Source organism: Mesorhizobium sp. C416B (genome assembly GCF_030323165.1).
GTDB lineage: Bacteria > Pseudomonadota > Alphaproteobacteria > Rhizobiales > Rhizobiaceae > Mesorhizobium.
This window is the reverse complement of sequence record NZ_CP100471.1, coordinates 2,188,366-2,210,451: the sequence shown is the minus strand read 5'-3', so window position 1 is coordinate 2,210,451 and position 22,086 is coordinate 2,188,366. Positions and strand designations below refer to the sequence as shown.

Annotated in this window: 23 protein-coding genes and 2 pseudogenes; 10 read left to right on the top strand and 15 right to left on the bottom strand. The window is 60.9% G+C overall.

The features are described from left to right. The first annotated feature begins 155 nt into the window (after positions 1 to 155). Positions 156 to 653: a cytochrome b gene (locus NLY43_RS10975; RefSeq protein ID WP_023673750.1), complete on the top strand. Its 498-nt coding sequence runs from the start codon at positions 156 to 158 to the stop codon at positions 651 to 653. 71 nt (positions 654 to 724) lie between these two features. Here NLY43_RS10975 and NLY43_RS10970 read toward each other — a convergent pair whose 3' ends face one another. The 11 genes from NLY43_RS10970 to ccoN form a co-directional block, all read right to left on the bottom strand. After that, positions 725 to 1,594 (bottom strand): SUMF1/EgtB/PvdO family nonheme iron enzyme, encoded by an 870-nt coding sequence (locus NLY43_RS10970; protein WP_031199774.1) that lies wholly within the window; start codon positions 1,592 to 1,594, stop codon positions 725 to 727. 52 nt (positions 1,595 to 1,646) lie between these two features. After that, positions 1,647 to 2,753, bottom strand: coding sequence for a copper-containing nitrite reductase (gene nirK / locus NLY43_RS10965; RefSeq protein WP_023712980.1), 1,107 nt, complete (start codon positions 2,751 to 2,753; stop codon positions 1,647 to 1,649). A gap of 328 nt (positions 2,754 to 3,081) precedes the next feature. Beyond that, on the bottom strand, positions 3,082 to 3,780 hold the full coding sequence (locus tag NLY43_RS10960; RefSeq protein ID WP_031239593.1) for a CBS domain-containing protein: 699 nt from the start codon (positions 3,778 to 3,780) through the stop codon (positions 3,082 to 3,084). A 65-nt stretch (positions 3,781 to 3,845) separates the two neighbouring features. Beyond that, positions 3,846 to 4,016: a cbb3-type cytochrome oxidase assembly protein CcoS gene (gene ccoS / locus NLY43_RS10955; protein WP_084568351.1), complete on the bottom strand. Its 171-nt coding sequence runs from the start codon at positions 4,014 to 4,016 to the stop codon at positions 3,846 to 3,848. Further along, positions 4,013 to 6,301 (bottom strand): cation-translocating P-type ATPase, encoded by a 2,289-nt coding sequence (locus NLY43_RS10950; RefSeq protein ID WP_286460890.1) that lies wholly within the window; start codon positions 6,299 to 6,301, stop codon positions 4,013 to 4,015. The genes ccoS and NLY43_RS10950 overlap by 4 nt, the downstream gene beginning before the upstream one ends. Next, positions 6,298 to 6,795 (bottom strand): FixH family protein, encoded by a 498-nt coding sequence (locus tag NLY43_RS10945; RefSeq protein ID WP_023713185.1) that lies wholly within the window; start codon positions 6,793 to 6,795, stop codon positions 6,298 to 6,300. Before NLY43_RS10945 ends, NLY43_RS10950 begins: the two co-directional genes overlap by 4 nt. Beyond that, the gene (gene ccoG, locus NLY43_RS10940) at positions 6,792 to 8,351 is read right to left on the bottom strand and encodes a cytochrome c oxidase accessory protein CcoG (RefSeq protein ID WP_286460889.1); all 1,560 of its coding nucleotides are present in this window, start codon (positions 8,349 to 8,351) and stop codon (positions 6,792 to 6,794) included. Before ccoG ends, NLY43_RS10945 begins: the two co-directional genes overlap by 4 nt. Before the next feature lie 217 nt (positions 8,352 to 8,568). Then, on the bottom strand, positions 8,569 to 9,432 hold the full coding sequence (gene ccoP, locus NLY43_RS10935; RefSeq protein ID WP_031199832.1) for a cytochrome-c oxidase, cbb3-type subunit III: 864 nt from the start codon (positions 9,430 to 9,432) through the stop codon (positions 8,569 to 8,571). Between the two features lie 2 nt (positions 9,433 to 9,434). Then, on the bottom strand, positions 9,435 to 9,584 hold the full coding sequence (locus tag NLY43_RS10930) for a CcoQ/FixQ family Cbb3-type cytochrome c oxidase assembly chaperone (protein ID WP_023673929.1): 150 nt from the start codon (positions 9,582 to 9,584) through the stop codon (positions 9,435 to 9,437). A 12-nt stretch (positions 9,585 to 9,596) separates the two neighbouring features. Next, positions 9,597 to 10,328, bottom strand: coding sequence for a cytochrome-c oxidase, cbb3-type subunit II (gene ccoO / locus NLY43_RS10925; RefSeq protein ID WP_286460888.1), 732 nt, complete (start codon positions 10,326 to 10,328; stop codon positions 9,597 to 9,599). 11 nt (positions 10,329 to 10,339) lie between these two features. Then, positions 10,340 to 11,950 carry a cytochrome-c oxidase, cbb3-type subunit I gene (ccoN, locus tag NLY43_RS10920; protein ID WP_286460887.1) on the bottom strand — a complete coding sequence of 537 codons (1,611 nt, stop codon included), beginning with the start codon at positions 11,948 to 11,950 and terminating at the stop codon, positions 10,340 to 10,342. Between the two features lie 250 nt (positions 11,951 to 12,200). On the opposite strand from ccoN, the gene NLY43_RS10915 reads away from it, so the two are divergent. After that, complete coding sequence (locus NLY43_RS10915) at positions 12,201 to 12,617, top strand: hemerythrin domain-containing protein (RefSeq protein ID WP_023713155.1); 417 nt, start codon at positions 12,201 to 12,203, stop codon at positions 12,615 to 12,617. On the opposite strand, the gene NLY43_RS10910 is transcribed toward NLY43_RS10915, so the two are convergent. Then, positions 12,614 to 13,342: a Crp/Fnr family transcriptional regulator gene (locus tag NLY43_RS10910; RefSeq protein ID WP_031199863.1), complete on the bottom strand. Its 729-nt coding sequence runs from the start codon at positions 13,340 to 13,342 to the stop codon at positions 12,614 to 12,616. The genes NLY43_RS10915 and NLY43_RS10910 overlap by 4 nt on opposite strands. Before the next feature lie 156 nt (positions 13,343 to 13,498). Between NLY43_RS10910 and hemN the strand changes: the two genes are divergently transcribed. Continuing rightward, on the top strand, positions 13,499 to 14,848 hold the full coding sequence (gene hemN / locus NLY43_RS10905) for an oxygen-independent coproporphyrinogen III oxidase (protein WP_286460885.1): 1,350 nt from the start codon (positions 13,499 to 13,501) through the stop codon (positions 14,846 to 14,848). A gap of 13 nt (positions 14,849 to 14,861) precedes the next feature. Here hemN and NLY43_RS10900 read toward each other — a convergent pair whose 3' ends face one another. The 3 genes and pseudogenes from NLY43_RS10900 to NLY43_RS10895 form a co-directional block, all read right to left on the bottom strand. After that, positions 14,862 to 15,134 (bottom strand): potassium channel family protein, encoded by a 273-nt coding sequence (locus NLY43_RS10900; RefSeq protein ID WP_023713114.1) that lies wholly within the window; start codon positions 15,132 to 15,134, stop codon positions 14,862 to 14,864. A 195-nt stretch (positions 15,135 to 15,329) separates the two neighbouring features. Then, positions 15,330 to 15,419 (bottom strand): annotated as a pseudogene (locus tag NLY43_RS32725) (DUF779 domain-containing protein); the annotation flags it as partial. A gap of 68 nt (positions 15,420 to 15,487) precedes the next feature. Then, positions 15,488 to 15,775 (bottom strand): annotated as a pseudogene (locus NLY43_RS10895) (aldehyde dehydrogenase family protein); the annotation flags it as partial. Positions 15,776 to 15,817: 42 nt separating this feature from the next. Between NLY43_RS10895 and NLY43_RS10890 the strand changes: the two are divergent. From NLY43_RS10890 to NLY43_RS10860, 7 genes are all read left to right on the top strand, one after another. Further along, positions 15,818 to 16,159, top strand: a complete 342-nt coding sequence (locus NLY43_RS10890; protein WP_348524392.1) for a flavin reductase family protein — start codon at positions 15,818 to 15,820, stop codon at positions 16,157 to 16,159. Positions 16,160 to 16,587: 428 nt separating this feature from the next. Continuing rightward, positions 16,588 to 17,205 (top strand): cupin domain-containing protein, encoded by a 618-nt coding sequence (locus NLY43_RS10885; protein ID WP_023672469.1) that lies wholly within the window; start codon positions 16,588 to 16,590, stop codon positions 17,203 to 17,205. 141 nt (positions 17,206 to 17,346) lie between these two features. Then, a complete protein-coding gene (locus NLY43_RS10880) occupies positions 17,347 to 18,288 on the top strand; it encodes an ABC transporter substrate-binding protein (RefSeq protein ID WP_023713117.1) in 942 nt (313 codons plus the stop codon). 95 nt (positions 18,289 to 18,383) lie between these two features. Further along, a complete protein-coding gene (locus tag NLY43_RS10875; RefSeq protein WP_023713118.1) occupies positions 18,384 to 19,184 on the top strand; it encodes an ATP-binding cassette domain-containing protein in 801 nt (266 codons plus the stop codon). Continuing rightward, a complete protein-coding gene (locus NLY43_RS10870) occupies positions 19,181 to 20,191 on the top strand; it encodes an ABC transporter permease (RefSeq protein ID WP_023713119.1) in 1,011 nt (336 codons plus the stop codon). Before NLY43_RS10875 ends, NLY43_RS10870 begins: the two co-directional genes overlap by 4 nt. Before the next feature lies 1 nt (position 20,192). Further along, the gene (locus NLY43_RS10865; RefSeq protein WP_023686758.1) at positions 20,193 to 21,281 is read left to right on the top strand and encodes a phosphotriesterase family protein; all 1,089 of its coding nucleotides are present in this window, start codon (positions 20,193 to 20,195) and stop codon (positions 21,279 to 21,281) included. A 32-nt stretch (positions 21,282 to 21,313) separates the two neighbouring features. After that, positions 21,314 to 22,084: a glutamine amidotransferase gene (locus NLY43_RS10860; protein WP_023686759.1), complete on the top strand. Its 771-nt coding sequence runs from the start codon at positions 21,314 to 21,316 to the stop codon at positions 22,082 to 22,084. Positions 22,085 to 22,086: the final 2 nt, after the last annotated feature.

Genomic DNA, 22,086 nt, shown 5'->3' with positions numbered 1-22,086 from the left:
CCGCCATTCCCTTACGGCTGCGCATCGCCTGGCGCCTTACAAATCTGTAAGCTTTCGGCCGCAATTCCGGGAGCATTTGAGCCGAATAACGCCAAGGTTCCCTCGTTATTCAGTATCGCGACTGCGAGGCTGTTCGAATTGCAAGAGGAATCAAAATGGCAGAAACCAGATTTGGATATTCAGCTTATCAAATTGCGCTTCATTGGATCATAGCAGTGCTGGTGTTATTCCAGCTGTTCTTTGGCGAGAGCATGACGAACGTGGTTGACGCGGCCGAAGATGGAACCCTCGTCTCCCCAGTCGACCAGACATTGGGCTCTACCCACTACTGGGTTGGGGTTTCGATCCTGGCCCTCGTCACGGTCCGGCTGATAATGCGCTTGGTAACGGGTGCTCCCATGCGTGCGGAAGGCGGCACTGGCTGGATGCAGGTCGCCGCGCGGATCTCGCACGGCCTTTTCTATCTGCTCTTGCTCGCAACGCCCATTGTGGGACTTCTCGCCTTCTACGTTGGTGACCCATGGGGCGACATCCATTCGCTCAACAAGCCAGTATTTATGGTCCTGATTTCCGTCCATGCCTTCGCGGCACTGTTCCATCAGTACTGGCTTCGCGATGGCACACTTAGGCGGATGCTGTCGCCCCGCCGATAGGTCTGGCCTGTCAAACAAATCGCCGCCAACGCAGGCACATCGGGTTGCCAGAATCTGACGGGAGTTTCCCGTCAGATTACGCCCAAATGGGTGAGAACATCGTTCGCCCAGCCCGACGAGTCCCGGACCAGCCTGAACCCCAGGTTGTCGGGAGGGGTTCCGACGGCACAGCCGCCGCTTTTTCCGTCGCTGACGAAGTTCGACATGTAGGCTCTGTGAAGCCCTTCAAGGACGTGGACGCCGCAATTGTCGACCGAACTCGCAACGCCGCGCCCATCCGCAGCCAGCGTGGTGCGGACATAACAGGTCGAAGTCCACTCCCAGACGTTGCCGGAAAAGTCGGCGAGGCCCAGGGAATTGAAGCCAAAAGAGCCACGGCTCTTGGGCAGCGGGTCCGGTTTGCGATTGAGGTCCACCTCGGCCTTGTAGCTGGTGAGCCAACGTCTGGCGGGGTTGTTGGCGTCGTTTTCGACACCCTCGAACTCGCCTGCGAACCGTTCCGCCGCGGCAAATGCCCATTCCTCATCGGATGGCAACCGCCATTGGTCGCCGGTCGCTGTCGAATACCACCGGGCGTATGCGTTGGCATCGAGATAGCTGACGCCGGTCACAGGAGCGCTGGCGGAGATCGTGCGCGCCTCCTGTGCCGGCTGGCAGTTGCCCGCAGCAACGCAGTCAGCATAGTCTTCCGCGCTGACCTGATAGGTCATGATTTCGAGCGGTTGGTCGAGCTGGTGTTTATGACGGGGATTGGCCTGCGGGTGGCCGTCCTTCAGGAACTCGCCGGGTATCGGATAGGTGATGGAGGCGGACAGCAAGGTCCTCGTGGCAGCTACGGCGTGAGGCTGCCGGTCCCAACTGGCCGCCTTTATCGACAGGCCCACCGGCACAGAAGTGGCCGCCATGGAGACCGCGAAAACTTTCAGGATGTAAGGAGACATGTCTGTTGTCCGTGCCCGGCCAGCGACGCTGTCCGGGCAATTTGGAGTGCCGTCAGTTGGTGGCGATGGGTTTAGGCGCCTCGACCTGCGTCATCAAATCATCATTCCACTCGCCCTCGACCATGAAGTGAGCGGTCGCCCCGAGTTCCACGGCCTCGATGAGATTGTGATTGACGTAGGCGTAGACGCCGGGCTGCAGGAACGTATAGAGCGCCGACCCCGCCGAGCCGCCGCGGATGAACCAGGTTTCCAGATCCTTGGCCGGCGGATTGGCGAATTTGCCCTGTTCCCAGACATAGTCGCCGTGACCACCGATCAGATGCGGCCGCGTATCGCGGTTGGCCTGCGAATGGACGATCAACACGGTCTCGCCGACCTTCGCCTTCATGGCGTTGTCGCCGGTCAGCGAACCGACCCTGCCGTTGAACACCACGTGCGTCGGGATCAGCCCGCGCATGACCTTGACGATATCGTCATACCCATCACCGGCCGATTCGTAGCTCTTGAAGTTTCCCTTCTCATCGCGCGGAATATAGAAGTCGCTCTCGCCGATATAGAAGATCTTGTCGTATTTGACCGGCTCGCCCTTGTCGTTCCTGAGCCCGTCGCGCGGCAGCACCATGATGGCGCCATTCATGCCGGAGACGACATGCCACGGGATCATCGGTCCGCCGGGAGCACAGTGATAGACGAAAGTTCCCGTTCGGGTTGCCTTGAAGCGCAGCGTCACCTGTTCGCCGGGATTGATCAAGGTGAGGGCGCCGCCGCCCAGCGCACCCGTCGCTGCGTGAAAATCGATGTTGTGGGCTAGCGAGTTGGTGTCGGGATTGATGAGCGTCAGCTCGACATAATCGTCCTGGTGGACGACCATCAGCGGGCCCGGGATCGAGCCGTTATAAGTCATTGCATTGAGCTGCGTCCCGTCGGCGTCGATGACCATCGGTTTCTCCTCGATCGTCATGGTGAGTTCGACGACCTTCGGACCGCCTTGAGCGATCTGGTCGTGCGGATGCACAAAAGGCGGTGCCACGAGCTTGACCTTGTCGCGGGGAAGTCCTCGAATGTCTGCTTTCGTCACCGTTGCTGACAGTGCGGGCAGTGCCGCCACGGCGGCAGCGCCAATCGCTGCTCCGAAGAGGGCTTCGCGTCGCGTGATCATATCAATCTCCTATCTCAACCGTTGCGGATGAGCAGAAGCTAACTGACCTGACGCAGCGTTTCTTTGCGCTGGCGCAAATTGGTGAGTGTTAATTGGAGCAACAAACAGCCTCGACTGCCGCAATCTTGTGCGTCAAGAATGGTCGAGCAAGTCCCGATCGGTTTCGAGCTTGGCGATGGACGGGCGTCTTCGCTGCCGACAGCGTGCTCGCCAACCATGACGGGCGCTATACGCTCGATGAACTCGCCGACAGCCTCATGTCCAAGCGATGTGGGAAGGGAGCAGAACCCAAAGGGACGCTGCTTGGCGTCCCCGCTTTTTTCCGCAGCTATGAAACCATCACCGAGAGCGGATCTGTACGGAGGAAGAGGCTGTCCTTGACTTGTCCGACGCCGGCAACGTTCTCCGCCGCAACGATCGCAGCCTTCCGCTGACGCTCGTCGACAATCGCCCCGGTCAGTTCGACGAGGCCGTCGCTGACCCTAACATCAATCAAGTCACCACCGCTCCACGATTGTCCCTGCAGCTCGGCAAGTATGGCCTTGCGGATCAGGTCGTCATCGGGTGGCGTGGTGCCCTGTTTCGGCATTGCGCGGATCAGGACAGGCAGCAAATCAGTTCGCGTGATGATGCCGACGACCCTTTCCCGATCGACAATCGGCACATTGTTGATGCGGTGTTGCATCATCAAGTTAACAATCTGTGCAATTGAGGCGCCTGGAGGTGCCGAAATGACGGCTGTGGTCATCACCTCATGGATGATCCGTCCGTTCGAGCGCGCATAGTCTTCGGCGACTGTGCCCGGGCCAAGATCAAACTCCAGCCAGCGCGGACGCACACGCTGGGTCCCAAGTTCTTCTCGGCGCAAGAAGTCGCTTTTGCTTACAATGCCAACCAGGGCACCTTCGCTGTCCGTTACCGGCAGGCAGCTGACTTTGTTTGAAAGCATGAGCTTGGCCGCTTCGTCGATCGTCGCGTTCGCATCCGTCGTGATGACTGGCTTCGTCATGATGGCTTCGGCTTGCATCCTCACCCTCCTGATCTTACGTTGACGACGATGGGACATCCCGACCCGCGGCGCTTTGATCTGAGTCACTTGGAACGAGCAGGATTCTCCGCGCCGTCGTCGCGGTCGATAAGAATGCGCTCCGCCGCGCCATCGAGATCGTCGTACTGGCCGCTTCTCAACGCCCACAGGAAGCCGGACAGGCCGAGTGCGCCAAGGAGCAGCGCCACCGGAATTAGATAGGCGAGCGTCGTCATGAGGATTGGGCCAAGGCGCCGGCCCGCGCGGGCCTGTCCTGCCGCGCAGTTTCGGACGACGCACCCGTTGCGAAGCCTTGCAGACGCATCGCATTTCCAATCACAAGCAATGACGAGGCAGACATCGCGACCGCCGCGATCAGAGGCGTAACATGACCCAGAATGGCGATCGGCACGGCCACAGCATTGTAAACGATAGCAATTGTTATGTTCTGTCGGATCAGGCTTCCCGCCTTGCGCGACACGTCCAGCGCCAGCGGGATCGCCAAGAGGCTTTCGCGCAGAAAAACGAAGTCGGCTGCATTGCGGCCAATGTCGGCGGCGGCGGCGGGTGCGATCGAGACATGCGCGGCGCTCAGCGCCGGCGTGTCATTGAGGCCGTCGCCAACCATCAGAACCTTGTGCCCGTCTCTCGCCAGGCTCTCGATGCGTTCAACCTTGCCGGACGGCAGCAGGCAGGGAACGAAGTCGTCGACACCAAGCACGTCCGCAACCTCGGCGCAGCCTTTCGCGGTATCGCCCGACAGCATTTCCACGCACATACCAGCGTTGCGCAGTTGATCGATCGCTGCCCTGGTGTCGAGGCGCAGCGCATCTTCGAAAACGAAGGATGCGACAATCATGCCGTTTTTCGTCAGCACTGTTCCGCCGTAGCCATGTTTGCCTTCGCCGCCGGTTCGCGCCTTCCAGCCAGCCCATCCGCGTCGACCCAGCCGCCAGGTGATACCGGCGGCGGTGGCTTCGATCCCGAAACCCGGGTGCTCGGTCACCGCATCGAATTTGTGCTGGCTGCTGCTGACGGCAAAGCCGGCAATGGCCTTTGAATATGGATGACGCGAATGCGCGGCCAAGTCGGCAGCGATTGCCAGCATGGCGGGATCGATCGACGACGTGTTGACGAGCCTGGGCTGGCCAAGCGTGAGCGTGCCGGTCTTGTCGAACACGGCTGTATCGATCGTTGCCAGGCGCTCCATGGCCGAGCCGTCCTTGACCATGATGCCATTCTCAAACAGGCGCCGCGCGGCGACCACCTGAACGATTGGGACGGCGAGGCCAAGCGCGCAGGGGCATGTGATGATGAGAACAGCGATGGCAATCGTCATCGCCCGATGCCAGTCGTCGGTCGCCGCCATCCAGCCCAGGAAGGTTGCCAAGGCGGTGAGATGAACCACGGGCGCGTAGAGTGCCGACACGCGGTCGGCGATACGGCGATAGCGGGCGCGACCACCTTCGGCGGCCTCCATCAGCCGAACCATTTCCGCCAGGAACGAATCCTTGGCGGCCGCTGTCGTCTCAATCGTCAGCGGACCGGTGAGGTTGAGGACACCGGCCTGCACAATCTCCCCTGGCGCGACGTTTCGCGGCGTGCTCTCGCCAGTGACCAGTGAGCAGTCAAGATCCGACGCTCCATGAACGATCGTGCTGTCGACGGGGATTCTCTCGCCGGCTGCAATGAGCAGTTGCATCCCCGGTTCGATTTCGCCAACCGGCAAATAGTCCCGTGCGCCATCGCCGCGCAGCACCATGGCGCCACGCGCAGCCAACTGTGACAGGTTCTTTACCGCGGTCCGCGCGCGTTCGCGCATCACGTGATCGAGCGTGCGGCCGATCAACAGGAAGAACAGCAGCGATACCGACGCGTCGAAATAGGCGTGGTCGCCATGGGTGATCGTCTCATAGAGGCTCATGGCGTAGGCCAGCGACACGCCGACGGCGATCGGCACGTCCATGTTCATGCGGCCGTGGCGCAACGCATTCCACGCCGACTTGAAGAAGATGCCGCCGGCGAAGGCCAGCGCAGGAATGGCGATCAGGGCCGAGACCCAGTGGAACAGGTCGCGGGTGGCGCCCTCGGCGCCGGACCAGACCGACACCGAGAGCAGCATGATGTTGCCCGCAGCAAAGCCGGCAACAGCGACGGCGCGGATAAGCTCCGAAAGCATCTTGTCCTTTGCATCAATCTCGGCTTCGAACAAATGCGCCTGATAGCCGAGCCGGCCGAGCACAGCGACCAATGGTGGAGCCTCGTCGCCGCGCCAGCGGACTGAGACCCGCTTGGTTGACAGGTTCACGCGAGCTGCCTCGACGTGATCGAGTTTTCCCAACGCCGTCTCGATCGTCTGGATGCAGGCGCCGCAATGAACGGTCGGCACCGAAAGGTCGGTCTGATGAAGGTCGTCGCCAAGCGATCGGCTCGCCAGCCTGATTTCCTGGCTGGAGGGCAGGACCGAGGTGCCGCTGACCAGATCCAGCGCTATTTCAGCGCCCGGTGCACAACAGATCATTTCAGCGCTCCATTGGAAATCATGATCCTGCGCACGTCGCGATAAGGCTTTGCCAGGCCGGTATCGGCGTCTATTTCGATGATCCAGACACCATCCCTTGGCACGTGTTGTGCTGCAAACTCCTGGCCCGAGGCGAGGGCGAGCGTGACGGACTCATCCTCTTTCTCGTAAGCGGGATGGCGAAACAGCACCTTCACGCCATGCAGGGAAACCGGTTTGCCCGCGGCGTCGATGATGCCATAGCGGACTTCACCCCATGCGATGGTCAACTGGCCGGTCCAGCCAAGCGCTGCCTGCGCACGGCCTTCTTCAGCCTTCTTGTTGAATTGCTGGCTCGCGACATAGGTATTTTCGACGACAAGGCCGGTCCAGCTTGTGTTGGCAAGCGTCGCCATCGTCAGATTGACCGCGATGACCACGCCGAAAAAGGCAAGGATGGTGGCCAACATGTGCCTGCCGGTGAATTCGCGGGGTCTTCGGGTGGTGGCGGTCATCTGGCGATCTCCGGCGCATTGAAGGTGGCGGTGTATTCGTTGGACTCGAAGCTGACCTTGTCTTCGACGCGGAATGTGAAGGTCTGCGCCTGGCGATTAATCTGATCGGCGGGCAGGCGCACGAAAACCTTCAGCATCTTCAGCCGGTCGGGTTCGACCTGGACCGCAAAGGAGCGATCGGCGGGGAGGTCGACGCCAACGATGCTCATCTCTGCGCCTGGCAAACCCCCGAGGGTGACGATAATCGTTCTCGGTTCGGGGATCATGTTCAGCAGCTTGACGGTATAGCCATTGCGGATCGAGCCGTCGGCGAGCGTCACGAATTGCGGGTTGCGGTCGTGCAGGACATTGATCTCGAGCCGGTCGCGGGTCAGCAGCGAAAAGAGCAGGCCCAGGCCGATCATCGACCACATAGCCATGTAAACGTAAGTGCGCGGCCGAAAGATCTTGCGGATATGGAAATGCGCCACCCTGTCCGAAAACACGCCGTCATCCGTCCTGACCAGCGACGGATCGACCGAGCTGGCGCCGCCGGCGGTGGCCAGCATCATGTTGGCGTTGTAGTCGGAGAGCGTCGCGTAGGAGATCAGTCCTCGCTCCTTGCCGAGTTTATCCATGACGCCGTCGCAGGCATCGATGCAGAGCGCGCAGGTGATGCATTCGAGTTGCTGACCGTCGCGTATGTCGATCCCCATCGGACAGACGGCGACACAGGCATTGCAGTCGACGCAATCGCCGACGGGATGCCCTGCGGCAAGAACCTTCTTGGCGTGACGGGTGCGCGGTTCGCCGCGCCAGTCATTGTAGGTGACGGTGAGCGAGCTCTCGTCGAGCATGGCTGCCTGGATGCGCGGCCAAGGGCACATATAGGTGCAGACCTGTTCGCGCATCAGCCCGCCAAACGTGTAGGTCGTCGCCGTCAGAACCGCGACGGTGATGTAGGCGACAGGCGCTGCCGTGCCGGTGAAGAGTTCGCCGACCAGCGTCGGCGCATCGGCGAAATAGAAGATCCATGCGCCACCAGTCGCTGCGGCTATGACCAGCCAGATGACGTGTTTCGATGCCCGCAGCACGAGCTTGCGGGTGGTCCATGGACCGGCATCGAGCCGCATGCGCGCGTTGCGGTCGCCCTCGATCGCGCGCTCGACGACCAGGAACAGATCGACCCATACGGTCTGTGGGCATGTGTAGCCACACCATGCACGGCCGACGGTTGACGTGATCAGGAAAAGACCGACGCCGGCCATGATCAGAAGGCCGGCGACATAGTAGAATTCCTGGGGCCATATCTCGATGAAGAAGAAATAGAAACGCCGGTTGGCGACATCAAGCAGCACCGCCTGGTCGGGGGCAAACGGACCCCGATGCCAGCGCAGCCACGGCGTCAGATAGTAGATGCCCAGCGTGATCGCCATCACGATCCATTTAAATCGGCGAAAGCTGCCCGAGGCCCGCTTCGGGAAGATCTTCCTGCGCGCGGCATACATTGGCTGGCGCACCTTGGCGGAGTTGACCGCCTCAGCCTCGAGCCGTTCTACCTGCGTATTGTCCAGCACTGGTTTCTCCCGTCGCGCAACTCGTGATTTCGCCGGGGTAAATGTCCTGGCTGGTGCAGTCAGGTCAGCGAAATGCAGCGTGGATCGGATTGTGCCGCCGACCGGATGGCGCCGCGTTGATGCAGGTCAATCGCCGGGTACACGCAAATAGATCGAGGCCCGGCAGAGCCGGGCCTCGTCGCTTGGACGGTGAAGGGCAGGGAATAGGCCCCCGTTCCTATTCCCCACCGCCAAGCGAATGCACGTAAACCGCAAGTTCCTTGACCCTGGTTTCGCCCAGGCGCGCGCCCCAAGCCGGCATCACGCCCTGTTTCGGTGCGGTTACCTGGGCGGCGATGGCGGCTTCGCCCGATCCGTAGAGCCAGATGGCGTCGGTCAGATCAGGAGCGCCGAGTTCCTTGTTGCCCTTTGCATTGTCGCCATGACAGGCCACGCAGTTTTCGGCAAAGACCTTGGCGCCGGGCGCCACCAACACCTGATCGCTGACGGTTTGGGACAGGCTGGCAATATAGGCGCTGACCTGTTTGATCTGATCGGCAGTGATGATGTCGCCAAAGGCCGGCATTTCGGACAGGCGCGTATCCGGATCGGAGGCGAAGCGAATGCCATGTGTAACCGTCTGCTGGATCTGGTCCGCCTTGCCGCCCCAGAGCCAGTCGTCGTCGTTGAGGTTGGGGAAGCCCTTGGAGCCCTGGGCGCCGGAGCCATGGCACTGGACGCAATTGAGCTTGAACGCGGCACCGCCGGCGGCGACGGCGAATTCGCGCAGCGTGTCGTCCGCCGCGATCTTCGAAACACTTTTCGCTTCTATCGCGGCGACATATTTGCCCTTGGCTGCTTCAGCCTTGGACAACTCGTTCCCGACATCGTTGCGGCTGGAATAGCCGAGCACACCCTTGGTTGCCGTGTGCAGCAGAGGCCATGCCGGATAGGCGATCGTGTACCCGATCGCCCAGACTATGGTGATGTAGAACGTCCAGACCCACCAGCGCGGAAGCGGGTTGTTGAGCTCCCGGATGCCGTCCCACTCATGACCGGTGGTTGAAACACCAGAGATTTCATCGATGTGCTCGTCGCTCATGATCACTCGTCCTCAAGGGGAATCCGGGCAGCTTCGTCGGCCAGCTTGCGGCTGCCGGGGCGCAGGGCAAAGATGATTGCGCCGACAAAAAACAGCGCCATGGCGACCAGACCCCAGCTGTCAGCGAACTCCCGCATCAAATTGTAATCCATGGATAAAACTCCTCAGCGGTAGCCGGCTGCTTCGTCGTAGTTCTTGAAATCGACCAACGTGCCGAGCATCTGGAGATACGCGACGAGGGCATCCATTTCGGTGACCTGTTGCGGGTTGCCGTCGAAGTCGCCGATCTTGGCCTTGGGGTAGCGAGCCTGGAGGCCGGATGTGTCGGCGTTGGGATCAGCCTGCGCCATCAAATCGGCATTGGCGTTAGCGATCATGTCGTCGGAGTAGGGGACGCCGACGCGCCTGTTGGCGACCAGATGCGTCGAGAAGTCCTTCGCCGCGATCGGCTTGTCCTTCAGGAAGGCATAGCTCGGCATGATCGATTCCGGCACCACGGACCGTGGATCTGTCAGGTGATCCACGTGCCACAGGTTGGAATAGCGGTCACCGACGCGAGCGAGGTCCGGTCCGGTGCGCTTCGATCCCCACTGGAAGGGGTGGTCGTACATCGACTCGGCCGCCAGGCTGTAGTGGCCGTAGCGCTCGACCTCGTCACGGAACGGCCTGATCATCTGGCTGTGGCAGAGGTAGCAGCCCTCGCGCACATAGATGTTTCGTCCGGCAAGTTCGAGCGGCGAGTAAGGCCGCATGCCTTCCACCTTCTCGATCGTATTATCGAGATAGAAGAGCGGCGCGATCTCGACGATGCCGCCGACCGTTACCACTAGGAGGGAGCCCACGAGTAGAAGCGTAGCGTTCTTCTCGATCAATGCGTGTCTGTCCATCAAGCCCATTTTCTGGCTCCTTATTCGGCAGGCTGAAGGGCGGGAACGGAGGCGGGCATCGGCTCCTCCTCGCGCTGGTGTCCGAGAATTGTCATGCCGATGTTCCAGGCCATGATCAGGGTGCCGGAGAGGTACATGGCTCCGCCGAGGGCACGCATGACATAGTAGGGGTGCATGGCTGCCACGGTTTCGGCGAAGGAGTAGACCAGGAAGCCCTGTTCGTCGTATTCGCGCCACATCAGGCCCTGCATGATGCCGGACACCCACATCACCGCAGCGTAGACAACGATGCCGAGCGTCGCCAGCCAGAAATGCCAGGTGACGAGCCTGAGCGAATAGAGGCGTTCACGGTTCCAGAGTCTCGGCACCATGAAGTAGATTGCGCCAAACGAGATCATGCCGACCCAGCCGAGTGCGCCGGAATGGACGTGGCCAATGGTCCAGTCGGTATAATGCGACAGCGAGTTGACCGTCTTGATCGACATCATCGGGCCTTCGAAGGTCGACATGCCGTAGAAGGCGATGGCCATCACCATCATGCGGATGATGGGATCGGTGCGCAGCTTGTCCCAGGCGCCCGACAGCGTCATCAGGCCGTTGATCATGCCGCCCCATGACGGCATCCACAGCATGATCGAGAACACCATGCCAAGCGTCTGCGCCCAGTCGGGCAGGGCGGTGTAGTGCAGGTGATGCGGCCCGGCCCAGATGTAGAGGAAGATGATTGCCCAGAAATGGACGATCGAGAGGCGGTAGGAATAGACCGGCCGGTTGGCCTGCTTGGGCACGAAATAGTACATCATGCCGAGGAAGCCGGCGGTGAGGAAGAACCCGACCGCATTGTGGCCGTACCACCATTGCGTCAGGGCGTCCTGGACTCCGGAAAATGCGGAATAGCTCTTGGATCCGAGGAAGGAGGCCGGCATCGAGAGGTTGTTGATCACATGCAGCATCGCGATGGTCACGATGAAGGAAAGGTAGAACCAGTTGGCGACGTAGATGTGCGGTTCCTTGCGCTTCAGGATGGTGCCCAGAAACAGGATCAGGTAGGCGACCCAGACGATGGTCAGCCAGATGTCGACATACCATTCGGGTTCCGCATATTCGCGGCTCTCGGTGATGCCGAGCAGATAACCGGTCGCGGCCATGACGATGAAGAGCTGGTAGCCCCAGAACACGAACCAGGCGAGATCGCCACCGAACAGCCGAGCGCGGCAGGTGCGTTGGACGACATAGAGAGACGTGCAAAGCAACGCGTTGCCGCCGAAGGCGAAGACGACGCCCGAGGTGTGCAGAGGCCGCAAGCGGCCGAAGTTGAACCAGGGCTGGATGTTGAGATCGGGATAGGCAAGCTGCAGCGCGATGACCACCCCGACCAGCATGCCAACCACACCCCAGAACATGGTGGCGATGGCGCCGTAGCGGATTGGACCATCCATGTAGGCGGACGGGTCGATCGGAGCGGCAGCTTCGAAACTCGTGTTGCGGAGGAGGATGGCGACAAAACCGAGCAGCACAAGAAACAGCACCCACATATGCTGCCGGAAGGGCTCGTCCACTCCGAAACCGGCGGCCACCAGGGCGGCAAAAGTAAAAAGGGCCAAAGCGAAGACTTGCGTGCCGAACTTCATGACCTGCCCCCGACTTCGGATTCCTGTGCGCGGACGTCAATCCGCCTGACACCAATCCAGCAGTCACGCGGCTGGCGCCTTGATCCATGTCAAAGCCATTTGATTTTGGATTGGGCAGCGTTGAATTTGCAAAAGATCGGGAGGCTGTCATTGAACAGGAGAGGGAGCTGCGATCGTCGCTGTTCGAACCGAGCCGCGACAGGTCGATGCCGACAGTTCGATCTGGCAGAGAAGCAGTCCGGCGGCGCTCATGAAACGTGCGCATCTGGAAAAGCTGCAGCTCTGCGATGCCTTGGAAAGAATAGCCGACACCCTTCCCAGGGTGGATTGCCTGGCATGCCTTGCTGCAGCAAACTCGATCGTTCCGCTGTTGCGCAACATTCATCAATACGAGGAGACGGTGATCTTTCCGGCCTACGAGGCTGCTTTGACCGGCAGGGATGCCAACCTTGCTTCAACTCGTCGACTGCGCGCCGAACACGTCGAGGACGAATGCTTTGCCGGCGAGGTGACTGAAATCCTGCTGGCGATCGGCCATGGAGAGACGGTTGAGAACGCCGAGGCTGTCGGCTTCATGCTGCGCGGCTTCTTCGAAAGCTTGCGCCGGCATATCGCCTTCGAACGCGAGCACGTCTTGCCGATGATCGGGGTCGTCGATGGCGGTTAGGCGCCGGAGCGGCGTTCCAGCCGGCCCATGTTGTCCACCGTCACGTGCCGATTATTGTCGATCCGGATCACGCTGTCTGTTCGCAGCCTGGTCAGTTGGCGGCTGACCGTCTCGATCGTCAAGCCGAGAAAATCGGCGATATCGGCGCGTGTCAAAGGCAGGTCGAAGGTCGTCGACTGCGCCGCCGGGTCCAGCGTGGGATCGATATTCCTGGCGATCATCAGGAGAAAGCTCGCCACCTTTTCCGAAGCACTCTTGCGCCCGAGCGTCACCATCCAGTCGCGGGCTTCGTCGAGTTCGTTGAGCGCCTGTTTGAGCAGACGATGCTCGAGTTCCGGAGATTCCTTCATCATCCGCTCGATGGCGGCCTTTGGAAACGAACACACGGAAACCGCGGTTGCGGCTTCAGCGTTGATCGCGCTTTCCACCTTGAAGGGCCTGCCCAGAAAATCGGGGGCGAACTGGAGGCCGACAATCTGCTGGCGCCCGTCCGAAAGGCTCTTGGTCAGCTTCACAACGCCGGAAAGCACGTTCGAATAACTGTCGACGGTCTCGGCGTCGCCAATCAGTTCTGTGCCCGGTTCAACGGTATGCCTCGAGGAGGTCTTGGCCAGGCTTACCAATTGGTCGGTATCGAGCGCACCGCAAACGCCGCGGTGCCGTGCCTCGCAAGACTCGCAAAGCACTGGAATGCTGGAACTGTGAACGTCCTGGCGCACCGTCATCTTGATCTTCAAAAGGATTCCATGTGCCGGCAACCTACCATCGCCGGATAAAAAAGCCTTGCGGCAGTTTGTCTGCGGGGGCCTTGACCGAAATCAAGGCCGCCGGCGCCCGATGTGATCAGTGTCGCGCCAATGCAAATGGGATCGGATAGCGACATGCGGCCAGAATTAGTTGCCAGGCTCGGTGAGAACGTTCCACGCTACACGAGCTACCCGACCGCGCCGCATTTCCATCCAGGCGTTGATGCTGCCGTTTGTCGTGGCTGGCTGCAAGCGCTCAACGAGAGCGACGAAATCTCGCTCTATCTGCACATCCCATACTGCGACAAGCTTTGCTGGTTTTGTGCCTGCCATACCAAGCAGACACGCCATTACGAACCGGTGACGATCTATCTCCGCTCACTGCATGCCGAGATCGCTACCGTCGCCGGTCTTGTTGGAGGCAAAGGTCGTGTGCGTGCCGTCCATTTCGGCGGTGGTTCGCCGACGATGCTCAAGCCCGAAGATATGGCGGCGCTGGGAACCGCCCTGCGCAACAGCTTCGGCTTTCTTCCCGGCGCCACGATCAGCGTTGAAATCGAACCCAACGATATGGACGATGCCCGCCTCGATGCGCTTGCCGAAATCGGCATGACAAGGGCGAGCCTCGGCGTTCAGGATTTCGATCCGAAGGTGCAAAAGGCAATCAACCGCGAGCAGAGCTTTTTGCAGACCAAGTCTGTAGTCGACGGTGTTCGTTCGCGCGGGGTCGAGTCCGTGAATCTGGACCTGCTCTACGGCCTGCCGCACCAGACGAGGGAGAGCGTCTCCTCCACCGTCGCGCAGGCGCTGACCTTGGAACCCGACAGGATAGCGCTTTTTGGCTACGCCCATGTGCCGTGGTTCAAGAAACACCAGACGATGATCGACGAGGCCTGGTTGCCGGGTCCGGCGGAGCGCTTTGCCCAATCGCAGCTGGCAGCGCGGGCGATCGTGGACCAGGGATACGAAGCAATTGGGCTCGACCATTTCGCCAAGTCTAACGATGCGTTGGCCGTAGCGGCCCGAACCGGCACTCTGCACCGGAACTTTCAGGGCTATACCGAGGATCGCTGCGAGACATTGATCGGCCTCGGCCCGTCATCCATCAGCCAATTTCGGCAAGGCTATGCACAGAACATGCCATCGACCGCCGAGTATGGGCGCATGGTCGAAGACGGCGGGCTGGCCGCGGTCCGCGGTATCGCGCTTTCCCAGGACGACCGGGTTCGCGGCTGGATCATCGAGCGGCTGATGTGTGATTTCGCCTTCTCGGCGATCGAGCTGGTGGAGCGCTTTGGCGAAGCCGGCCAAAGTCTTCTCGGCAAGGCAAGTGCGACAGCCCTTCATGATCCTGCGCGGTTGCTCGAGCTTGATGGCGACAGTTTCGTCGTGCCGGCGGAAAGTCGGCCCTTTGTCAGAAGCATCGCGGCAAAGTTCGACAAATATTTCGAAACCGGCAAAGCCAGGCATTCGGTGGCGGTCTGAGCATTGGCTCCTGTCAGAAATGTTCGCCGGCCTTGAACGGGCCGATGCGGGTGCCTGCCGCGATCAGATAGGCGGTCGACCAGCCAATCAGAAGAAATCCGTTCACGCCTTCAAGCGCCGCCAGGACACGCCATCCGTGGGCCAGCACGATGTCGCCGTAGCCAACCGTCGAGAAAGTGATGGTGGAAAAGTACAGGGCGGTTTCGAAATCAGCGAAGATATCAAGCAACCGGTACAGGTTCGCCCAGAGCCAGACCTCCGCGGTCATCACGGCAAAGAGGCCCATCAACACGCGATCATGGCGACGATACGGCTGCGGCGTCCGTGCATGCGAAACCGCGCGACCAGGTGTCCCATCGCGTGCGTGACGCGATCAGACCAAACGTGTGGATCAAAACCGTCAGACTTATGACGAGTGCCGATGAGGAGATTTGAGGATCATCGTTGGAAGGTAGAGATTGCAGTGGCGCCTTCCTTGCTCGGACTGATGGAACAGCACCGGACCGTGCTCGGCAACGATCTCCGCGATCAGTTCAAGGGCTGCCGGTGCCGCCGCGACCTTAGCCTGCATTGTGTTTTCCGATTTCCAGCCTGTGGCGCGGCCCCTCGCGGAGCCGCGCCTGTAAGTCAAAGCCGCGATCAGAAGAAGCCCAGCTTCTTCGGGCTGTAGCTGACCAGCATGTTCTTGGTCTGCTGGTAGTGGTCGAGCATCATCTTGTGCGTCTCACGACCGATGCCGGACTGCTTGTAGCCGCCGAAGGCCGCATGCGCGGGGTAGGCGTGGTAGCAGTTGGTCCAGACGCGGCCAGCCTGGATCGCGCGGCCGAACCGATAGGCGCGATTGCTGTCGCGTGTCCAGACACCGGCCCCGAGGCCGTACAGCGTGTAGTTGGCGATTGCCAGCGCTTCGGCGTCATCCTTGAAGGTCCAATTACCACCGCCCATTCCTTGTCGGTCGAACCGGAGGTGATGGTCGTCAGCATCAACCTGAGCTCCTCGACATGGGCAGCCATCAACCGGCATCGGCACTTCTGCGTGAATGTGCTGCGCGCAGATCAGATCGCGATTGCCGACCGTTTTGCTGGTCGAGGCGGCCTCAAGGGGCAGGCTCGCTACGAGGGTGCACGCTGGTCCACCCTTGCAAGCGGCGCATTGGCGCTCGAAGGTGCGCTTGCCGAGGTCGATTGCACCGTCGAGGATACCATAGTTCGCCACAGCCATGCGCTGATCCTCGGCAGCGTCCGGCATGTGGTGAGCGGAGAGCCCAGTCCGGCACCGATCTATCATCACGGCGCCTATGGATTTCCGTGAGCGGGTTGGTACGTGTCGTTTTCTGACACCCATGAAATCCTTGGTCTCATTCAAGGCGGCGAAGGAACGAAATACGAATTCTCCATAGCCCTTCGCCGAGACGCGCCGCACACACCCAAGATGCGAAAACGCGACCGAGATGGCGCGGGAGCACTATGTGCGATTGTTTGGATGTGAGCCAATACGGGCTTTGCGCGTTGTTGTTGAACTTGCGAAAGCCCTTTCCAGCCAAGAGGCTTGAGAGGAATAATTCTTCCGGGCAGTTACTCGCAAATGCGCCGAAGGCGTCGTAGCGTTTGGTCGGGGATGATGGTTTTGAAAAGCCCAGCCGAGTCGATTGGATGCATCGTCCGTTTTTCACAGGATGGACAACGCCTGGGATCAGTTTTACGAGTCAGCCCAACCAGCGGAGATGTTCGCGTCCCCAAATGAACAAGATGGACACCCAAAACAGCAAGGGCGGCGACGAGCGCTCGACCGCCACCAGCCTTCTGCGGCTCGGCATACGGTTGAAACTCTCCCGGCAGACGCGTGGGCTGACCTTGAAGGCGCTAGCTGCCGCCGCGAACTGCTCTGAAAGCCTGCTTTCCAAGGTCGAGAACGGCAAGGTCTCGCCCTCGCTTCCCATGCTGCACCGGCTTGTCGAGGTGCTTGGCACCAACATTGGCTGGATGTTCGAGGAATCCGATGGTGAGGAAGGCATCGTCTTTCGGGCTGGATCGCGGCCGTTGATCGCGCTCGATCCGCTTCGGCGCGGCGAAGGCATTTCGCTCGAGCGCGTCATTCCGTATTCGCCCGGCCATCTCCTGCAGTGCAACATCCATCACATCGAGGCGGGAGGTGAGAGCGCCGGCCCGATCCAGCACGCTGGCGAGGAAGTCGGCTACCTCCTGGAAGGTGCGATCGAATTGATGGTCGGCGAAAAGACGTTTCGCCTGTCGGCCGGCGATTCCTTCGTCTTCAATTCCGAACTGCCGCACTGGTACCGCAATGTCGGCGACGAACGCGCCAGCATTTTCTGGGTGAACACGCCGGCAACATTCTGATCGGGCGAGCCCCTCATTTGTCTTCGTTGATGCCAATTCAAGTCACTTGACAAGAAATCAAGCATCTTGAAATATGCTCTGCGCTCAGGCGCCAGGTGAGCCCGATCAAGGGCCTTTTCGAGAAAACCAAGGGGAACCGGAATGCGTCTTACCAAGATCCTTTCAGGCTGCGCCGCAGCCATCGCCATGACCCTCGCCCTCGGCTCTGCTTCCGCCATGGCCGAGACCTATGCGCTGGTGACCATCAACCAGCAGGCCCTGTTCTTCAACCAGATCAATGACGGCGCAACGGCTGCCGCAAATGCTGCCGGCGTGGACCTCGTCATCTTCAACGCCAACAATGTACCAAGCGCGCAGAACGACGCCATCGAGAACTACATCACCCAGAAGGTCGACGGCATCATTCTCGTCGCCATCGATGTCAACGGTGTGAAGCCGGCCATCACCGCGGCCAAAGCCGCCGGCATTCCGGTCATCGCCATTGACGCGCAGATCCCAAATGGCGACAACGTCGCCTTCGTCGGCGTTGACAACACCAAGGCAGGCGAGGATATCGGCAAGTTCTACGCCGAATACGTGAAGACTAAGCTGAGCGGCACCGCCAAGATCGGCGTCGTTGGCGCGCTCAATTCGTTTATCCAGAACCAGCGCCTCGACGGCTTCAAGAAGGCTGTCACCGACAGCGGCCAGAAGGTCACCTTCCTCGACACGGTCGACGGCCAGAACGTCCAGGACGTCGCCCTGTCCGCCTCCGAAAACCTGATGACCGCCAATCCTGACATGACGACGCTTTACGCGACCGGCGAGCCGGCTCTGCTCGGCGCGGTTTCCGCCGTCTCCAGCCAGGCCCGTACGGGCGACGTCAAGGTGTTCGGCTGGGACCTGACCAAGTCGGCGGTGCAGGGTCTCGAAGAGGGCTGGGTGGTCGCTGTCGTCCAGCAGGATCCGGCCGGTGAAGGCAAGGCTGCCATCGAAGCTTTCGTCAAGCTCAAGAAGGGCGAGAAGATCGACCCGATCATCAACGTTCCGATCACCATCGTGACCAAGGAAAATGTCGGCCAGTTCAAGGACATGTTCAAGTAGTATCCTCCCCGGACCGCTGGGCTGCGCATTGACCCGAGGGTTGCCTGCGCAGCCCGGCGACCGATTGAACATGTCGCGCCCAGAGAATTGGAACCATGATGAGCGATGGCGAGACCTACCGCGTCAGGATGACCGGTATTTCCAAACGGTACGGCCCTATCCAGACGCTGGACGATGTCTCGCTGAACCTGAAGCCTGGCGAAGTGCTCGGCCTGGTCGGCGACAATGGCGCCGGCAAATCCACCTTGAGCAAGGTCCTGTCCGGTGCGGTAATTCCTGATGCCGGCACCATCGAGATCGATGGCAAGGCGGTGTCTTTCTCGTCGCCGGCCGATGCCCGCGCCGCACGGGTGGAGATGGTCTACCAGGACCTTTCGCTCTGCGACACGGTGGATGTGGCGGGCAATCTCTTCCTCGGCCGCGAACCGCGTCGCCGCGTTCTCGGCGTCCCCTTTCTCGACAACAAGCGCATGCATGGCGAGACGCGCCAGATGCTCGACCGGCTCGGCATCGTCATTGCCGATACCAAGCTCAAGGTCGAAAACCTCTCCGGCGGCCAGCGCCAGTCGATCGCCATCGGCCGCGCCGCTTCTTTCGACCCCTCGGTGCTGATCATGGACGAGCCGACGGCCGCCCTTGCGGTGGCGGAAGTCGAGGCGGTTCTGGAACTCATCCGCGCCGTCAGCGCCCGTGGTGTCAGCGTCATCCTCATCACCCATCGCCTGCAGGACCTGTTCCTGGTCTGCGATCGTATCCAGGTCATGTACGAAGGCCGCAATGTCGCCGAGCGCAAGATCGGCGAGACCAGCATCGAGGAGGTCGTCAACCTGATCGTCGGCCGCAAATTCACCGCGCGCTCGGCCCGCGCAAGCCGCGATGAGGGGGTCCAACCATGAACGTTACCTCCGCCGGTGTTGGCGCCTCGCCCAAACGCGCTCACAACAGCACGTGGAAGGATGTGGCGTTAGCCAATGGCAGCTTCGTCTCGATTGCGCTGTTCTTCATCGTCGTCTGCGTGGTCTTCTCGCTGATCACCGGTTCCTTCCTGACGACGCCCAATCTGCTCAACATCGCGCGCCAGTCGGCGCCGCTGCTGATCGTTGCGGCCGCGATGACCTTCGTCATCACCACCGGCGGCATCGACCTCTCGGTCGGCTCCGTGCTGGCGCTGACGGCAACGCTGTCGGCGGTTTTCCTGCAGGCCGACCTGCCATGGCCGCTGGTCGTCATCGCCATGCTGGCGCTTGGTGCTGCGATCGGCGCCTTGCACGGCTTCTTCATCGCCTACGAGCGGATACCGCCCTTCATCGTTACCCTTGCCGGGCTCTCCGTCATCCGCGGCGTGGCGTTGCTGATCACCGGCGGCTATTCGATCCCGGTCGAACCGACCAGCTTCTTCGTCAACATCGGCAGGGCCTGGTTTCTCGGCGTGCCGGTACCGGCGCTGCTCGCCCTTGTCGTGCTGATCATTGCCTATCTCGCCTTCAACCAGACGCCGTTCGGCCGCTATGTCACCGGCATCGGCGCCAATACAGAGGCCGTGCGCCGAGCCGGTGTCGATACGCGCTTCATGACGCTCTTCGTCTACATCCTGTCGGGCATGGCGGCGGCGGTGGCCGGCATCATCCTCGCAGCCCGGCTCGGTTCCGGCTCGTCGAATGCCGGCCAGGGTTTCGAGCTCGATGTCATCGCCGCCGTGGTGCTTGGCGGCACCAGTCTGTTCGGCGGGCGCGGTACGATCATCGGCACTGTGCTCGGCGGGTTGACCGTCGCGGTCATCGGCAACGGCTTGATCCTTGCGCATATGTCGCCCTTCCTGACGCCGATCGTTACCGGCACAATCATCCTCGTTGCCATCTGGCTGAATTTCCGGCTGTTCAAGGGCGTAACGCGGAGCCGCTGACATGGATCATCTGTTCGACGACAAGCCAAGGGAACGGGCACCGATCGGTGTTCGCTCCGGCACGGTGATGACCGTTACTGGCCCGGTTGCGATCGCCGATATGGGCGTGACGCTGATGCATGAACACATACTGCTCGATGGCGCGACGTCGTGGAAATGCCCTTGCCATCCCGACGAGAAGAAGATCGCCGAGCAGCCGGTCAGCATGGAGATCATCGGCGAGTTGCGGATGAACCCCTACATGAACCACGACAACGTCTCGCTCGACGACAGCGACCTAGCCCTTTCGGAGTTGGCGAAATACCGGGCGCTCGGCGGCCATACCGTGGTGGATGCGACCAACATTGGCATTGGCCGCGATCCGGTGAAGCTGGCGCGCATCGCCCGCGCCTCTGGACTGCGGATCGTCATGGGGACGGGCTTCTACCTGCAGCACACCCATCCCGTCTGGCTGAAAGCGATGGACATTGACGACGTCACCGAATTCCTCGTCAATGATGTAGGCGGCGGGTCGGCGCAGCCCGAAATCATTGCCGGCATTATCGGTGAGGTTGGCGTCAGCAAGGATTTTACCGACGAGGAGCGCAAGTCGCTGCGGGCCTCCGCCCGTGCGGCCAAGATGACCGGCGTGCCGCTGACGATTCATCTGCCCGGCTGGGAGCGGCTGGCGCATGATGTGCTTGACGTGGTCGAGGCAGAAGGCGCCGATCTCCGGCATACGGTGCTTTGCCACATGAACCCCAGTCACAACGATCTTGCCTACCAGCAAAGCCTCGCCGCGCGTGGCGCCTTCCTGGAATACGACATGATCGGCATGGATTTCTACTATGCCGACCAGGATGCGCAGTCGCCGTCCGACGAGCAGAATGCGCGGGCGATCCGCTCGCTGATCGATATGGGACTGCTCGACAGGATTCTGCTGTCGCAGGACGTCTTTCTCAAGATCATGCTGACCCGCTTCGGCGGTTTCGGCTACGGCTTCATCCTCAAGCATTTCGTGCCGAGACTGAAACGCCATGGTGTCGAGCAGTCGGCAATCGACACGATGCTCATCGACAATCCAAAGACTGTGTTCGCCGAGGGCCTCTGAGCCGCGGCTCCAAAACAAGATAGGGAGACTACATGTCCAGGAAGAAGGTTCTTCTCGCAGGCGAGTCCTGGGTCTCGACCGCGACCCACATCAAAGGCTTCGATCAGTTTCCCACCGTGACATATCACACCGGTGCCGATGAGTTGCTGGCCGCGCTGAAGGACAGCCTGTTCGACGTCACCTTCATGCCGGCGCATGAGGCACAGCGGAACTTCCCGCAGACCATGGAAGCGCTTTCGGCCTATGACGCGGTCGTGCTCTCCGATCTTGGGGCCAACACGCTGCTGCTTCACCCCGATACCTGGATCCACTCCAAACCGACGCCGAACCGGCTGCGCCTGTTGCGCGACTATGTCGGCAATGGCGGCGGCCTGTTGATGTTCGGCGGCTATTACAGCTTTCAGGGCATCAATGGCGGCGCGCGCTATCACAAGACGCCGGTTGAGGACGTTTTGCCGGTCATCTGCCTGCCGGTGGACGACCGTGTCGAGGTTCCAGAAGGCTATGCGCCGGTCGTCGTTGGCCCGCAGACCCATCCGATCCTCAAGGGCCTCGGCAAGGATTGGCCAATCCTGCTTGGCTTCAACGAGGTCACGGTCAAGGACGGCGCGGAAGTTCTCGCCACCGTCTCTTCCGACTACCGTTCGCTGCCGCTGCTGGTGACCGGCAAATATGGCCAGGGCCGCACCGTCGCCTGGACGTCGGATGTCGGTCCGCACTGGCTGCCGCCGGGCTTCATCGCCTGGAATGGCTACAAGACGTTGTTCGAACAGATGCTAGGCTGGGCAACGGCCAGGGATTAGCC

Excerpts from the sequence above, each read along its gene's own strand:
- NLY43_RS10975 (WP_023673750.1), top strand. The coding sequence starts at position 156 with ATGGCAGAAACCAGATTTGGATATTCAGCTTATCAAATTGCGCTTCAT.
- NLY43_RS10970 (WP_031199774.1), bottom strand. The coding sequence starts at position 1,594 with ATGTCTCCTTACATCCTGAAAGTTTTCGCGGTCTCCATGGCGGCCACT.
- nirK (WP_023712980.1), bottom strand. The coding sequence starts at position 2,753 with ATGATCACGCGACGCGAAGCCCTCTTCGGAGCAGCGATTGGCGCTGCC.
- NLY43_RS10960 (WP_031239593.1), bottom strand. The coding sequence starts at position 3,780 with ATGCAAGCCGAAGCCATCATGACGAAGCCAGTCATCACGACGGATGCG.
- ccoS (WP_084568351.1), bottom strand. The coding sequence starts at position 4,016 with ATGACGACGCTCGCCTATCTAATTCCGGTGGCGCTGCTCCTTGGCGCA.
- NLY43_RS10950 (WP_286460890.1), bottom strand. The coding sequence starts at position 6,301 with ATGATCTGTTGTGCACCGGGCGCTGAAATAGCGCTGGATCTGGTCAGC.
- NLY43_RS10945 (WP_023713185.1), bottom strand. The coding sequence starts at position 6,795 with ATGACCGCCACCACCCGAAGACCCCGCGAATTCACCGGCAGGCACATG.
- ccoP (WP_031199832.1), bottom strand. The coding sequence starts at position 9,432 with ATGAGCGACGAGCACATCGATGAAATCTCTGGTGTTTCAACCACCGGT.
- NLY43_RS10930 (WP_023673929.1), bottom strand. The coding sequence starts at position 9,584 with ATGGATTACAATTTGATGCGGGAGTTCGCTGACAGCTGGGGTCTGGTC.
- ccoO (WP_286460888.1), bottom strand. The coding sequence starts at position 10,328 with ATGGGCTTGATGGACAGACACGCATTGATCGAGAAGAACGCTACGCTT.
- ccoN (WP_286460887.1), bottom strand. The coding sequence starts at position 11,950 with ATGAAGTTCGGCACGCAAGTCTTCGCTTTGGCCCTTTTTACTTTTGCC.
- NLY43_RS10915 (WP_023713155.1), top strand. The coding sequence starts at position 12,201 with ATGAAACGTGCGCATCTGGAAAAGCTGCAGCTCTGCGATGCCTTGGAA.
- NLY43_RS10910 (WP_031199863.1), bottom strand. The coding sequence starts at position 13,342 with ATGACGGTGCGCCAGGACGTTCACAGTTCCAGCATTCCAGTGCTTTGC.
- hemN (WP_286460885.1), top strand. The coding sequence starts at position 13,499 with ATGCGGCCAGAATTAGTTGCCAGGCTCGGTGAGAACGTTCCACGCTAC.
- NLY43_RS10900 (WP_023713114.1), bottom strand. The coding sequence starts at position 15,134 with ATGGGCCTCTTTGCCGTGATGACCGCGGAGGTCTGGCTCTGGGCGAAC.
- NLY43_RS10890 (WP_348524392.1), top strand. The coding sequence starts at position 15,818 with ATGGTCGTCAGCATCAACCTGAGCTCCTCGACATGGGCAGCCATCAAC.
- NLY43_RS10885 (WP_023672469.1), top strand. The coding sequence starts at position 16,588 with ATGAACAAGATGGACACCCAAAACAGCAAGGGCGGCGACGAGCGCTCG.
- NLY43_RS10880 (WP_023713117.1), top strand. The coding sequence starts at position 17,347 with ATGCGTCTTACCAAGATCCTTTCAGGCTGCGCCGCAGCCATCGCCATG.
- NLY43_RS10875 (WP_023713118.1), top strand. The coding sequence starts at position 18,384 with ATGATGAGCGATGGCGAGACCTACCGCGTCAGGATGACCGGTATTTCC.
- NLY43_RS10870 (WP_023713119.1), top strand. The coding sequence starts at position 19,181 with ATGAACGTTACCTCCGCCGGTGTTGGCGCCTCGCCCAAACGCGCTCAC.
- NLY43_RS10865 (WP_023686758.1), top strand. The coding sequence starts at position 20,193 with ATGGATCATCTGTTCGACGACAAGCCAAGGGAACGGGCACCGATCGGT.
- NLY43_RS10860 (WP_023686759.1), top strand. The coding sequence starts at position 21,314 with ATGTCCAGGAAGAAGGTTCTTCTCGCAGGCGAGTCCTGGGTCTCGACC.